The following is a 14,151-nucleotide window of genomic DNA, read 5'->3' as shown; positions in this document are numbered from 1 at the left end:
AGAACGTCGCCACGCTGCAGATCTGCGCATCCATGGCGCGGCAATCCTCGGATACGGAACTGGCGGGCCGCATTTCTGCGATGGCCGAGACCCTGGCACGGGGCGGCATTATTTCCATGACGAAGGAGGATCAGATGCGGGCCGAAGCGGTCAGGACACGCGGCGATCTCGCGCAATATTACGATCAATGGCTGGGCCGCGCCGAGGCCAATATCAACCGCCTGCCGACGACTGAGCGCGGCGAAATGCGGCGCGAGCTTTACGCCGCCGCTGCCGAGGTCGCGAAGCAGCTGGGCGATGCGCGTGGGGCCGAGCTGATGCGGCAGCCGGCCCGTGATCCGTTGCATGCCGCCCGGATCGGTGAACAGGCGATCACGCGGGGCGGGGTGTCACGCACCATCGGGGCCGATGGCATTGCCGAGATCAAAGACCGCATCGGTGATGCCGCCAGGCGGGCAGGGCTGGACCCTGAGCGGGTGCAGGGACGGCTGAACCATGGCGCTGCCAATGCCTGGCAGGAACGCGACTGGACCAAACAGGATCTGATCGAGGTGGCGCGCAGCAAAAAGCTTGATCTGGACAGCGCGGCCGGACGCAGCAAGGCGGCGACGCTGGTTGATGGCTTCTACGCCAAGGCTGGCGAGATCCTGTCACAAGGGCTGGAACGCAGCACCGGGAACGACCGGCTCACCCGTACGCTTGGTACCATGGCGCAAGCCCTGAAACAGGACGGGCAGGTGGCGTTCCAGAACGAGGCCCATGCCGGACGCTTCGCCCGCGATCTGAAGGACCGCTATGGCGCGGACCTGATGGTCCGGCTGGCCAAGGGCGATGATCGCGCGCTGGCGGTCGATATCCCGGACCGTGATCAGCGCCGGGCCGTGGCGCAGGCCATCACCGCCGCCGCCGAGCGCCACGAGACCATGGGCATGTCGCTGCGCCAAGTGCAGGAGGCGAAGCTGCGGCTGCGGGAAGAGCGCGATCGGACGGCGGATCGGGATGGTGATCATCCACGTGGTCGGGACAAGGACCGCGAGCGCTAAGACAGTGCGCGGAGGCCGGAGCCCGCGCCAGACACGGACACTGTCTGTCTGTGCAGGTTGCCGGCCTGCTCCGGCCGCAGTTCATGCTGGGCCTGAGCAGCGCCGCAAGGATCGCGTTCGTTGCGCCGTGAATCACATCGCAACGATGGGCGGCCAGCGGACGTTCGCTGCGGCAGATACAAGCGGCTGCGATGCGGAGAGCCGGACGGTGAGCCTTCACTCTGTGTTATGGTGCGTCGGTTGACACCTTCATTGCCGAACGCGATGCAGTCGAAATAGCTTGTCGAAGAAATCTGTGATCCTCGCCTCGGCGGCGTCCCCGACTAGTTCATTTGCGCCGAACCGATAGACCTCGTATCCGGCAAGGCGCAGCTCGCGATCGGCCGACACCATGTCGGCATAAACCTTCAACGAAGGAAGATCGTTTTTCGAGAAGTGATGCTTGCCGTCGACCTCGATCACGATGCGCTGACGGCTGGGAAGCAGCATCAGGAAATCCATGCGCTGACGCGGTAGCGGAAGCCGGTGGCGCAGGGTCTTCACGACGGCAGGATCATAGTGAAGGTAGACCTGCGGCAGGAGCGCGGGCAGCGCGTCGCCGAGGGTGGCCCGATAGGCCTTGAAGTAGGTCGCGAAAAGCTTGCGTTCTGCGTCCGAGGCTAGGGATTCCTGGAGACGAGCTCCGAGTTTTGCGGCATCCGCCCCCGGCGTAACCTCCCCCCACCAAGAAACGAGTTCGGACCAGAGAAGACCGCTCGCGCCGATCGGCCGGTCGTAGACCAGGCAATTATCTTCGCCGGACAGAATGACAATGTCGTTGTTGATCGCATCGACGAAGCCGATCTCCGGCTTCGGTCCTCGCGAGGCGAAGATCAAATTCTTGGGCCGGCCACTAACCCCGCGCGCCAGGGAGCGGAAACTGAAGAGCGGATGACCGGAGATTTCGCCTTCCTGCGCCAGTTCATATCCATCCCGCGCAAGGACCGCGTTTAGGGCGACGACCGTCTTCGTCTGATCATCGCCCGATCGAGAAAGGGGGTGAACAGCTTGTTCGAGTAAGGCGCCGAACCTGGCCCTGGAACAATCGAAGGCTCCGATTTCTCCGAACAGTTGTTCGACCGACCAATCGCCGGGATTGTGATCCATGTGCCGGGTGATCTGGTCGCGCAGGCATTTGCCTCTGCTTCCGAGGAAGTCATCAAGTGGTGAGGAAAGCGGGAAGTAGCCCTCGACCAACTCAACGGTGCTGCGCTCACCGGCCAGATCGTCTCCGAGGATCCGCGCAACGTCTCGGCGTGTGATCTGTGTCAACGGCGGATCGCTAGCCTCGAGCACCTTGCGACCCGCCTCATCGAGAGGGATGTCGTGGCGAGCAGCAGCGAATTTGAGCGCCAGCCGAGCCAAGTCCTCCTGCGTGAGGTTCTCAAGCACAGCTTCTATACGCTGTCGTTTCGAGAAACCCTCCGGGGCGGGCACGACCAGCCCGGCGACCCGCTCTGGCTCCTGGCTCATTTGGGCATGGCTCATCCCGTGCAGAACCCCGGAGAGAAGCCCGTAAAGGTCATCCGCCACGCCCGGTCCCTTTCAGGATCACGCGCACGAATGCAAACATCCGCGTAAACAGATAGTCGACCTGATCCAGAGAGGTCAGCGCTTCCTGCGTCGTCTCGGAATGACGAATGCGAAAGCTGTTACCTATGGAGGTCAGCTCAACGGCTTCCCGGCCCAAGGCTTCCCGAAATCCAGAGCCCCGCGGGGCGACGCGGTCCAGCAGCGCATCGGCCTGTGCGCGCTTATTGACGCCGGGATCCAGCGTCTTCAGCCGTTCAAAAGCGTCCCACAACTTCTCCAGCGCGTCTTGCCGATCTTCGGGCATTGGCGAGACAAACCGTTGGCGCGCGGCTTCGAGCAGCCGGTCTGTCTCCGCATCGCCAGTCTGAAACAAAGCCCAGCCGATCGTATTGGCGATCGCCTGCGGAAGAAGGCGGCGGGCCTGTCCGGTTGCTGTGAGCTCATAGGCGACAGCATTCCGGCGGAACAGGAGGTTCACGTCCGCCACAAATCGCGCAAGACCGGCGTCACGATCCCAACTCAGGTGATGGTGACGGTAGTAGGAATGATAGGCGCCCTGAATCGGTTCACCGGCGGCGCCAGCACAAAACTCGAGTAGGTCGAGGATCACCGGCGTGTCCGGCACCAAGCTCGGAGAAAGCGGCCATTCGATCCACGGCACCTCGGCGCCCAACACCTGGCTGAAGGCCTGCACGTCACATCCGCACGGACCGTTCCCATCGGGGCACTGTTCCGGGAAGCGCAGGCCAAATGATCCGTTGCCAATCCCCGTCTGTATTAAGCTGTAAAGGCCGCCCCACAAGCGTTCATCGATAACATCTATTGTTTGAGGCCGTGTTCCGTATTCACGATCTGTAAAATAGGTAGACACCCTTTCTCCTCATCATAAATTCACAACGCGGTCTGCTTTCCTGGCGATGCCGTGCATCTCTCGATCAGAGCCTCAAAGGGTTTCGATTCGTAGTAAATATCAATCAATTCCAAGTTTATTGAAGAATACCTTGTTTCGCATCTCAGCGTCCTGAAGCAGTTTTGTCCAACTCAAGACTTCCATGTAAAGGCTGTTGTTGCCGAACCATCGGAACCACCCAAGTCCATCTGGCATGGGTGTGAAGTCTTTTTCGAACTCAAGCCACTTTCTTACTTTTGCCGTCAAATCGCAAACCACGTAACCGTAGAATGGAGTTGTGCTATTGACGATAATATCGCGACCAGTAGGGGTCTTGAACTTCCCCTCTCTGATCTGATTCACATAGCGAACGATCTGCTGAATCGGATCTTCCTTTGATGAAGGGTCAGCAAAATTGTCGCGCTGCGGCTTCTTGAACTCGAAAATCGTGATGGGATTACTGGCCTCGTTCTCACTCCGAAAGGCGACACGCCTGTTGTAGATGGTGATATCTGTTCTGTCGCCATTGGGTTTGTTCAGCGGTTTGTCGGAAGACACGTAGGAGGAAAAATTCAACCGCTCATCCAGAATCCAGAGATTATGGGCGTCGTAATCCAAGTCTTCTGAATCTTTCTTGCGTCGCATGATGATGTCATGTACGTCGCCTTCCGATTTGTGCTTGCCATCGACGTTGATTTCGAGAGATTTGGAAAAAAGGTCGAGTACGCACTTCCTCATGGAAACGTAGTGGATGAGATCGTTCTTGCTGGTGTCAGAAATGCTATCCATCAGTTGAATGATCTTCTCGCCCAACTCGTCGGGGTTTTCTGATTTCAGCAGTGCGGCCACCTGTGAGCGTGTCTTGACTTCTTTTTCGTACTTCTTCTTTTGAAGATGAAGCTCGATATCTTGATTTGACGGCCGCATAGGGAGAGCGTCGAAATCGACCTCGTTCGCTAGCGTTCGGTGCCAGGGCGCTTCGGCCGCCACATAGTCGGCGATGCGCGCCTGCTTGCGGCTCTTCCGCTCGGTGATTTCCGAGCCTAACGCCGACTGTGCGATCTCGGCGGCCTTCTGCTCGATCTCGCTTTGGGAAATACCGCTCAGCAGGTCATTGTCGGTCTGGAAGCGGAATTCGCCTCTTTCGAGCGACACGTTGTCATTGAGGTAGTCGCCGAACACATAGGATTTAACGACGAAATTGCGCCCCTTAGCCAGATCCTGATCGGGGCCGGTCTCATAAAACTCCTCGGCAAATTCAGGTATATAGGCTTGAAGCGGATTGTCGGTCACTTCGCGCCGGTGCGCGACAAGACTTACTTTGCTCTTGGCCGACCTCGGCGCATATAATTTGAAGACGCGGACTTGAAAGTCTTTGGTGTCTTTGTTGGCCGGGAGCGTGAACGTACCCTGTTCAACCCGCATCTCGACTATCTGGCTGTTCTCCTTGCCTAGATAATCGTTGAGAGAGACGCCGCCGGATGGCTCGCTCGCTTCCCGGATCAAGATGCGCGGACATGTCCGGTCCTTGTCCACGAAATACGGCAGTAGTCGTTCGACGATAACGCGGCTGACGGTATCGAGGCGCTTATCTGGGAATTTTACGGACTTGATGCCTGAAATCTCGACGGCCGTGCCTGTCTCCTGCTTATCCGACGCAGCTATTGTTTCATCAACGATGATGTCTTTATCTAATCCCATCCTGAAGGATCGATCATGGAGCTTATCGCCATTAGCGAAGGTGCTAGCCACCGTCACATGGTTAAAATATTTAAGGCAAGTAAAACGGCCGAACCCTTTACCGCCATCGGCGATCTTTTGCTCGGTATAAAGTGTATCAAAGGAATCGCGGTTGCTCTTCGTGAAGCCGACCCCGTTGTCCTTGACGATAAACCCGTCGATGTCCTCAAGACGGTCGATGATATCCGCCTGTCCGCTTCGCAGGATTTCGATCTGGATCAGGCCATTCTTGACGCCCTTTTGGTCGATGGCCTGAATGGCGTTGACCACTAGTTCCACTAACGGCGTATAGACGTTGGTCCCCGATCGGATGTTCTCGACCAGCCGCCTGACGTTGACATTGCTCAAGCCAAATCCCTCACATAGGTCAGGCCGTCGCCTACCTTATCTTTGGACGGACTCGCCGATGTCACTCTTCGTTTCCTCTCGATTCTCGTTGGGGAGTTCTAACGGCGGAGGACGCAACACTTTCGCGGACGTACTCGCGCATGAACTCCCGAAGCACTTGTGCCGCTGGACGATCATGGACCTGGCACGCCGCGACGAATTCGTCCCGCAGATCCCGGTCCAACCTGATGCGCAATCCAACATCTTTCTTGGTCATGCCGGCAGTGTACCCAATGGATACACATTTGCCTAGAGAGTTCGTTCCACAAACAACGGCGATCAGGATGCTACGGTCTCCAATTGTCTGCTTCACATATCCCGCCGACGTGATTCATGTGGCATGGACTCCGCTTCGATCTAGCTGGGCCAGTTACTTAAGGGGCGTGGCGTAGGGGAGGCCGGGCGGTAGCCCTGTCTTCTGCCCAGATTGGTGTTACCTACTTCCCGCTGATTTCGATCCATTTGTGCAGGTCGGGTTATCCCCTACGACTTCCGCCCTTGCCACTTGCTTCCCCGCTTCGTTAACGGGCAGTGGTAGAAGAGTGCAGCGCTCCAACCCAAGCCAATGAGGATCAGGTCCAGAACGACCTGTTGCCGAATTCGATCTGCATCCGGTGTTCCTCGCGCCACATGGCGGTCGACGCCGCGGGATCAAGGTCAGTGTGACGAGAAGGTCGAATGGCTGCTCTGGGCCGCACACGCCTGCCGCGAGGGCGGGGCGGTTGGTTGAGCCTACCATGCTGCTGACGATTATAGAGCCGTCCAATCAAGCCCGCTTTCTCCGAAATGCCCTTCGCCAGATAGATTGCAATCCGGCCGCCTCTCGGGCAAGGAGCCCTAAGGAAGATTTGCTCTGGGTCGCGGGGAGGTTCCATTGCGATTTGTTGTCTTACCTCATGGGCAAAGGCGTCCCAGCGAAGGCCAAGACGTCGTTTACTTGCTTACCGACGCATGGGACGATTGGTTCAAGTACAGTACCATGTACGCGGTCTACTACTTCGACGAGAATGGCGAAGGTCATAGTATCGGCGAGGTGAAGATCGGATCGTTCGACATGCCCAGTGGGCAACGCCGACCCGACTTGCCCGAAGCGTTCACGGAACTGGGCGAGGAATTTTTCTCCATTGGCCAAGACGACACCTACTACGAAAAGCTCAACAATTTAGGCCCCGCAATGAGGGCGGCATATTTGAATGCAATGCGCGACATGGCGCTCGATGCCGACCGCTATGAGCGGGCATTGGAGGAGAACGTGACCGGAGTATCTCTGCTCCGATACGTCTCCGACAAAACGGTGCGAGGCCAGTTTCGTAGGATGGCGACGGGCGGAGCACGCCTGACGAGCTTCTCCTTCTCATATACCCCGCCGCGCCGACTACGGGGTCCGATTCCCCCTACATTCGATTACGCCGTCGCCGTCGAGAGTTCGCCTCCCTCCAACGTTCATGTGCTGATCGGGCGGAACGGAGTAGGCAAGACTCATACAGTCAATCTTATGACCAATGCGCTCGTTCGCGCCGATGGCGATGAGTATGGGGAATTCGAGTGGACCGGAGAAGAGGACGACGAAGACGTCAGCCTAGGGTTTTCTGGAATCGTATCGGTGTCGTTCAGCGCCTTTGACCCGTTCGAACCCTTGCCGGTGCGAGAAAACAAGTCCACATCTGTTCGATACCATTATGTTGGCCTCAAGCATCAGACAAAGAACGCTGACGGTACTCAGAAGCCGCCAAAGTCGCCGGAAGACCTAGCCAGCGATTTCGGCAAATCAGTTTCGGCAATCGTAACGCAGACCGCCAAACGCGAACGATGGAGGCGAGCACTCGAAATCCTGGAATCTGACAGACTCTTCGAGCGTGCAGAAGTTTGGCAGTTGATCGACTACTACGAGCGCGTCATCGAGGAAATGCCGCCGAGGGAAGCGCAGGCTGAAGTGAGAAAGCTCGCGCGAGCTATTTTCGGTAAGATGAGTTCCGGCCACAAGATCGTCCTTCTCACCATCACTAGATTGGTAGAATTGCTGGAAGAACGGTCCTTGGTTCTGGTAGATGAGCCAGAAGCCCATTTGCATCCACCCTTGTTGTCAGCGCTCATCCGGACCCTTTCTGATCTCCTCATCAACCGGAACGGTGTGGCGATCATTGCTACACACTCTCCGGTCATTTTGCAGGAGGTCCCTCGCCATTGTGTCTGGCGGATCAGACGTTCGGGACGCCGAACGATGATTGAAAGACCCGCTCAAGAGACTTTCGGGGAAAATGTAGGCACATTGACGCACGCCATATTCGGCTTGGAGGTCACCGAATCCGGGTTTCATACAATGATCAGCCAAGCTGTCGATGAAGGCCTTGATTACGAGAACATCGTGGAACAGTTCGGCGGCCAGTTGGGTGACGAGGCGCGCGGCATCGCACGTGCGCTGGTTGCGACTCGCGACCGGGAGGCCTGAGCGTGTGGACAATCGAGAAGCCCATAATGGGCGCGCTTGACACATTTGATACCTGTAGGGCCGGTATCACTAATGTGGGCCTCCGTGGCCGGCTTCTCGCCGCTCGACCGCTTATTGGTGCGGCCGAAGCGGCCTTCGACGCCGCAGCCGTCGCAGGTACTGACCACCTGATCAAAACTGCCACCCACGTGGGTGAGGTAACCAGCGGAGAAATGGAAAGGCTTTATACTCGGCACATGGCCAGGGGGAAAAGCCGAGGCAGAGACATCTATGACGAGCTCATGATGGCGGCGACTAACGACATGTGTCCTTTTTGCGGTCATCGCAGCGTCTCGACCTTGGATCATACGCTGCCGAAGGCCCTACACCCGGCGCTCGCGGTGACCCCAATCAATCTCGTGCCCTGTTGCAAGGATTGCAATCACGGCAAGGGGACCGTTTCCCCAACGGAAGCGGCCGAGCAATGGCTCAATGCATATTATGACGACATTAGCGCCGATCGCTGGTTGTATGCAGAAGTCGTCGAAGGAGCCCCGCCAGCTGCCGTGTTCTTTGTGGACCCTCCCGACACATGGGATGGGGTGACTGCATCCAGGGTTCAAAACCAGTTCGAAAGGCTCGACCTTGCCAAACTCTATGCATCGCAGGCTGCGCGGCAATTTCAGAACACCCGGCGCGCCTTGAGAGAGATCCATGAATCTGCCGGGCACGAGGGCGTTCAGGAAGACCTCAATCGCCGATACCTCAGTTGCACCGAAGTAATGGTGAACTCATGGGAAGCGGCCCTTTATCAGGCTGCATCGGTCAGCAATTGGTACTGTGATGGGGGCTTCGCCCTATGACGACTGTTTTGCCGCAGAAAGTGGCTTGGGTTTGGCGCAGAACGTATGCTGTTGACCCTTCGCTCATGAAAAAGGGCCTGCGGACCCGCGACATGTATGTCCGCGATCTGCATCTGGATTCGATCAAGGTGAAGACGCGGGATTTTCGGTGAGGGCAGGGCGACTATCGCGATCCGGCGCAATCCGAAGGCCGCGATCTGATGCATGGTCGTTGCGCAAATCAGGCGTGGTACAGGCTGCAGCTTGCCCGCATGTCTGTTTCAACCGATCCCGCAGTTTCTGGCGACCGCCCCCGAGCCGATCCGCCGGGTCGGCAACTCGTCCAAAGCTTTCGAGCGCCTTAAGTCGCGAAAGCCCCATACCGAACATTTGCAATATCGCTGCCTACTAACCTTTAAGCTCGCGTTCGGCCCATTCCGAACATCGGCGACACTGCGAGGCGCTGCAGGGCGGCCTTCCCAAAGCTGCCGCTCGCAAGGGTTAGGCTAGCAGGCTAGTAATAACCATGAAGTTTATTGTTGCGCTCCTTCGAAGCCAGTGAACGCCTTGCCAGTTATCCACATCATCATTAGCGTAGTTTGAAATAGTCCTTGGGTGACAGGAGCTTTCAGGCTTCTCTTGGCTCAGTGGAACATCGAATGGGCGACGCAGTGACCAGACAAGAGCTACTTCAGAAATCGGCCTCACTACTTGGAAGATTTTCCTACGAGGTGCGGGTTTCAAACGCTCTAGCTTTGTTTGACATCAACACCGTGGCGGAAGACCTACTTGTGCCAATCTTTGCTACGATATTGGATTGCCCGAATCTCCAAAACCAGAACCGCATTCAGATGAACTTCCCAGCTGTAGATCTGGGGTGCAACGTAAGGCGAATATCCATTCAGGTAACTTCTGATGCATCCAGCAGCAAGATCAACGAGACATTAGAGAAGTTCCAGTCTCACGGTCTCGATGCGGACTTCGACCGGGTTCTGGTGTACGTACTCACCGAGAGGCAACAGTCCTACAACTCCAAGGCACTCGCAGCAACCGTCGTAGGCTTCCCGATAAAATTCAGCCCATCTCGCGATATCTTGGATTTCCACGGATTGGCGCAATTAATCGGCGAGCTTTCAAATGAAAAAATCCAACGGGTTTGCGATCTTTTAGAAGGGGAATTCAAGAAAGCAGATGCCAATTCGAGATTTCGCTCGGAACTGGATGCCTTCCTGAGCGTAAGTGGCCAAAAAATTGAAGACGAGAAACGTACGAAGAAGTACATCCCTTCTGTGTTCGTGGAAACATCTGGAACCAAGGAGCAGATGCGCTTTTTTGCGCACCCTATGTTTTTCCACAGAAAAATTGATGACGCGCTCAGGCGCTTCAGTCTAGAGCGGTTCAACGAACTCTTACGGTTGGCTCAGATTGACGAGGTGCAAGGTGACCTGCCTTCGCTGGCAGACCTGCCAGTTCCCAAAGACCTGCCTGATCTACGAGATCGGCTTACAGCTCAACTGGAGGAAACAACCCGGCTTAAAGATCAAGTTTCAGTCTTCTCATGGTACGGTGAACGAGATGAGCGCTACGTGCCCAAGGACTACCTAACTGGATATTGGACAGTGTTTCGACATAACGTCGAATCCAACGGGAGTGGAGTGCACCGATCTCTCGACAAGATGACAGATCAGATAAACCTAGCTCTGGCAAAAATTTTCCTCGTGACCGGAATGGCTGGACAGGGAAAAACAAACTTTGTTTGCGATTTGGTCGAGAACCAGTTTAAAAAATTTGAAATACCAACGATCTTCATCCCGGCAAGGAAGTTGAACGATTTCCATGGCCCGAATCGAATACGTGACTACATTACGAACAATAGGTTTGCGCCTGAAGCCAAAGACATTCATGATCTGCTGGCTGTGTTTGATGGGGTGGCCAAAGAATGCGGCAAACCCTTCATTCTCGCCATTGATGGGATCAACGAAATAGGTGACCTCGACGGTTTTGTCTCGGAGCTACGAGTGTTTCTGGATGCCCTTTGCCAGTACGATTTCGTCAAGGTGATCATAACCTGCCGAAACGAGTTTTTTGATCACAAGTTCGCCGGGGTGTTCGAGCCACAATTCTCAGATCATTTGCATCGGGTTCAAGACCTTCGGAGCGAGATGTCTGACGACAACAAGTCTCGATTGCTTCGCTCATACCTCGGTCATTTTCAGATTGGTGTAAGCCTTTCCAATTCAGCGAAGGAATTTCTGAAAAATGACCTCATTCTTCTCAGAATATTCTGTGATATCCACGAAGGAAAAAGCATTGGGAATGTACCAGAGATCTACAAAGGTGATCTCTTCGAAGCATATCTAAAGATGAAGATTGATGATTTTCCCACCCCTTTGCGGAGAATCGCTTTGGCTTCGATCTACAAAATATGCGCGGGAATGCTGGAGAGTGGCGAGTTTTCACAGGTTCAGTTGGGTGGGTTTTCGGATCTGGAAATGGAGATAGTCGAAAAACTGATAGGAGAGGACATCATTCTCAGAAGAGAGCTACCTACAATTGGCCTCAGATCAATTGGTGTAGAGAATATTTCGTTTACTTATGATGAAATGAGAGATTTCCTGATCGCGCACTTCCTAGTTTTTGAACTTAACGCGAACGCGCCCGAGAAAATTGATGAAATATTTAGGGCGGTGACCGCTTGGCCGATTTACGAAGGCTTCTTTCGATACACTTACGTTCTGGCAAGAAAGAGCAATAACGACGGCATTGTAAGAGCGTGCGAGGCCTTTGATGACTTTGATCAGCACTACATCAACAACTTGGAACTCTTGTCTGACGAAGTGCAAACGGAAGCCGATGTTTCAAGAGTGAGGTCGCTATTGCAAAGCCTCAGTGTTGTGGATGACATTCATCACCTTGCTTGGACTTTGTTCCGAAAAAGAGATGAGGCCGCCCCTTTGAGTGTTCGGGTGCTAATAGACCACCTCGCCGATCTGGACGATGCTGCCCTGGAAAAGTTCGTGAAAGCAATGTTCTCGTCTGAGCATGGTTACATAGACGATCGTTGGAAGGATCGAGTGAGCCACCTCTTAAAGAGCTTGCTTGGGCTTGATGATGACCACCAAAGTGGTCTTGGAACTCCTGCATTGGGTGTGGCTCTGTATTTTGTGCCTTTTGCACGTTGGGATGAACGAGAAGCTACGAAGAACCTTTTCTCGCGAAAGGCAGATGAACCAGTGTTCCGTGATGCAGTCGGCATGTGCAACCAAGCGAGATCAGGCTTTGTGCGAGCGTGCATTGCGGAAATCTCCGGCGAACAGGCGCTTGCATGAGAGATGATATTAAACTGATACTTCCGACATCGTGGGAGCCGGACAAGGATGCCTTTCTCGCAAGACTTGGGGTTGCCAAAGGGGGGTTAGGAGATCATTTTTTCGGTAGTGTTTACGATGCATTCTTCACCCATGCCATTGATGTAAAACGAGAGTTTGAGAAGTACTATTCAGTCGAATATGCAAGCTTGGCCGACTACATGGAGATTAGGTATGGGGAAGCCTTAAGCGAAGACGACTTGGGTTGTGAACACCTATTCCTAGTGACTTGGATACCCCAAGTCGTTGATGTGGATTATGAGAACAACAAATTTGATGTAGTGATGGAATGCATCCGAGAGTTGGAAAGGTCTCAGAATGAAGATCAAACTTGATTTCGTCTCGAACAGTTCATCTACATCATTTGTGTATATTTCTGAGGTTGAATTGACTGAAGATGCCTTTTTGGAAGCTGCGGGTGTAGAGCGCGACGGTCCTGTCGGAGATCTGTTTGTGCAGATGCATGGAGAGATTGAGTATGCCCTGCAAAGGGGGGCGACGGTGACTTCTAAAGAAGCTGTCGACCAGCTGGCGGGAACACATGGGTTCACCCCTGATGTAATTCAGCGAATGAAAGACGCCATTGTTCAAGGGAAAAAGGTTTCGACGGGGTCGCTTAGCAGCGACGGAGCTCTCGCTGAGTCCCTCCTATGCATGGCCATGTTTGAGGTCGAGTCCGACGCCTTCTACATCAACGCATATGACAACTATTGGTGATCTGTGCTAAGAGTTCGCCGCTACAACAGCCTTGGCTATACCTCCTTCTTCAACTCGGACACGGGTTTCTTCGCCCGTGTTCCGGACAAAGATTCGAAGGACCCGTTCTGGTCCCCCCATGGACCAGAGTTGATGGACATATCCATTACCAACTGGTGCGATAAAGGCTGTGTATTCTGTTACAAATCCTCTACCAAGCGCGGGCGGCATATGGCCCTTTCGGATTACAAGACCGTCATCGACCAAGCTTCCGAAATGGGAGTTTTTCAGGTTGCTTTAGGAGGTGGTAACCCGAACCAGCATCCCGATTTTGTAGAAATTCTGGAATACACCGCGGCAAAAGACATAGTGCCCAACTACACGACTAATGGGCGCGGTCTGAGTCGCGAAATTCTTGAAGCAACACGCAAACACTGCGGGGCTGTGGCGGTATCTGCCTACGAACCATTCGATGAAACAGCGGAGACCATAGAAACGCTGACCGCGTATGGTATCAAAGTCAACGTTCACTTCATTTTGGATTCGGAAAGCATCGACCTCGCAATTGCATGGCTGACGGAGCCGCCGGCATTCTTGCGGGAGATCAATGCCATTATATTCCTAAATTATAAACCGTCTGGTCGGAAAGTCTTTGAGAAGAAGATGCTTCGGAACAGTGATCGGCTAGATGAGTTCTTCATGCTAGCAACTTCAAGCCAGCGCAAATTGAAGGTTGGTTTCGACGCTTGTTGTGTAAGCGGTGTTTTTGCTCGAACGAATGCCAATCCAACCATGGTCGACGCATGCGATGCCGGACGATTCTCCATGTATGTTTCGGAAGACCTTTCGGTGCATCCTTGCTCCTTTCAAAGCGGCCTCGCTGCGGGCGATAAGCTGACCGAGAGCAATTCATTGCTGGAGATCTGGACCAAGTCAGAGAACATGACATCATTTCGTGACTACTTTGCCTCGGATCGCTGTGGCGGGTGCTCTCATCGATCCACTTGCATGAACGGATGTCCATTATTCGATGACCTTGTTGTGTGTGGCAACCGGTGAGCCAGAACATCGCGACCGAGGACGGTTTTTCCGTAAGCGTTCGCTGGCCATCACGGTTAGCTTAGCTTGACGGCCTGAAGTTCCACGGCAGCAGGTCGTCGATGCGGCTTTGCGGGTGTCCGTTGGC

Annotated in this window: 10 protein-coding genes; 7 read left to right on the top strand and 3 right to left on the bottom strand. The window is 54.6% G+C overall.

Annotation, left to right across the window (positions count from 1 at the left end; translation table 11 throughout):
• Positions 1 to 1,043 (top strand): hypothetical protein (locus tag FN835_RS21375; protein ID WP_221930501.1); only part of this gene is annotated, 1,043 nt, incomplete at its 5' end.
• A 249-nt stretch (positions 1,044 to 1,292) separates the two neighbouring features.
• On the opposite strand, the gene FN835_RS20050 is transcribed toward FN835_RS21375, so the two are convergent.
• The 3 genes from FN835_RS20050 to FN835_RS20040 form a co-directional block, all read right to left on the bottom strand.
• The gene (locus tag FN835_RS20050) at positions 1,293 to 2,615 is read right to left on the bottom strand and encodes an AbiJ-related protein (protein ID WP_185958770.1); all 1,323 of its coding nucleotides are present in this window, start codon (positions 2,613 to 2,615) and stop codon (positions 1,293 to 1,295) included.
• Positions 2,605 to 3,309 carry a hypothetical protein gene (locus tag FN835_RS20045; RefSeq protein ID WP_221930500.1) on the bottom strand — a complete coding sequence of 235 codons (705 nt, stop codon included), beginning with the start codon at positions 3,307 to 3,309 and terminating at the stop codon, positions 2,605 to 2,607. The genes FN835_RS20050 and FN835_RS20045 overlap by 11 nt, the downstream gene beginning before the upstream one ends.
• A gap of 276 nt (positions 3,310 to 3,585) precedes the next feature.
• Complete coding sequence (locus tag FN835_RS20040; RefSeq protein ID WP_142665012.1) at positions 3,586 to 5,592, bottom strand: ATP-binding protein; 2,007 nt, start codon at positions 5,590 to 5,592, stop codon at positions 3,586 to 3,588.
• A 913-nt stretch (positions 5,593 to 6,505) separates the two neighbouring features.
• Between FN835_RS20040 and FN835_RS20030 the strand changes: the two genes are divergently transcribed.
• The 6 genes from FN835_RS20030 (at position 6,506) to FN835_RS20005 (ending at position 14,024) form a co-directional block, all read left to right on the top strand.
• On the top strand, positions 6,506 to 8,080 hold the full coding sequence (locus FN835_RS20030) for an ATP-binding protein (protein ID WP_221930499.1): 1,575 nt from the start codon (positions 6,506 to 6,508) through the stop codon (positions 8,078 to 8,080).
• Positions 8,081 to 8,106: 26 nt separating this feature from the next.
• A complete protein-coding gene (locus tag FN835_RS20025) occupies positions 8,107 to 8,922 on the top strand; it encodes an HNH endonuclease (protein ID WP_142665010.1) in 816 nt (271 codons plus the stop codon).
• A gap of 638 nt (positions 8,923 to 9,560) precedes the next feature.
• Positions 9,561 to 12,230 carry an SMEK domain-containing protein gene (locus FN835_RS20020; protein WP_142665009.1) on the top strand — a complete coding sequence of 890 codons (2,670 nt, stop codon included), beginning with the start codon at positions 9,561 to 9,563 and terminating at the stop codon, positions 12,228 to 12,230.
• Positions 12,227 to 12,604: a hypothetical protein gene (locus FN835_RS20015; RefSeq protein WP_142665008.1), complete on the top strand. Its 378-nt coding sequence runs from the start codon at positions 12,227 to 12,229 to the stop codon at positions 12,602 to 12,604. The genes FN835_RS20020 and FN835_RS20015 overlap by 4 nt, the downstream gene beginning before the upstream one ends.
• Positions 12,588 to 12,986 carry a hypothetical protein gene (locus FN835_RS20010; RefSeq protein WP_142665007.1) on the top strand — a complete coding sequence of 133 codons (399 nt, stop codon included), beginning with the start codon at positions 12,588 to 12,590 and terminating at the stop codon, positions 12,984 to 12,986. The genes FN835_RS20015 and FN835_RS20010 overlap by 17 nt, the downstream gene beginning before the upstream one ends.
• Before the next feature lie 132 nt (positions 12,987 to 13,118).
• On the top strand, positions 13,119 to 14,024 hold the full coding sequence (locus FN835_RS20005; RefSeq protein ID WP_221930498.1) for a radical SAM/SPASM domain-containing protein: 906 nt from the start codon (positions 13,119 to 13,121) through the stop codon (positions 14,022 to 14,024).
• Positions 14,025 to 14,151: the final 127 nt, after the last annotated feature.

The organism is Paracoccus laeviglucosivorans, from assembly GCF_900182695.1.
Taxonomy (GTDB): Bacteria; Pseudomonadota; Alphaproteobacteria; order Rhodobacterales; family Rhodobacteraceae; genus Paracoccus; species Paracoccus laeviglucosivorans.
This window is presented reverse-complemented; position numbering and strand designations above follow the sequence as displayed.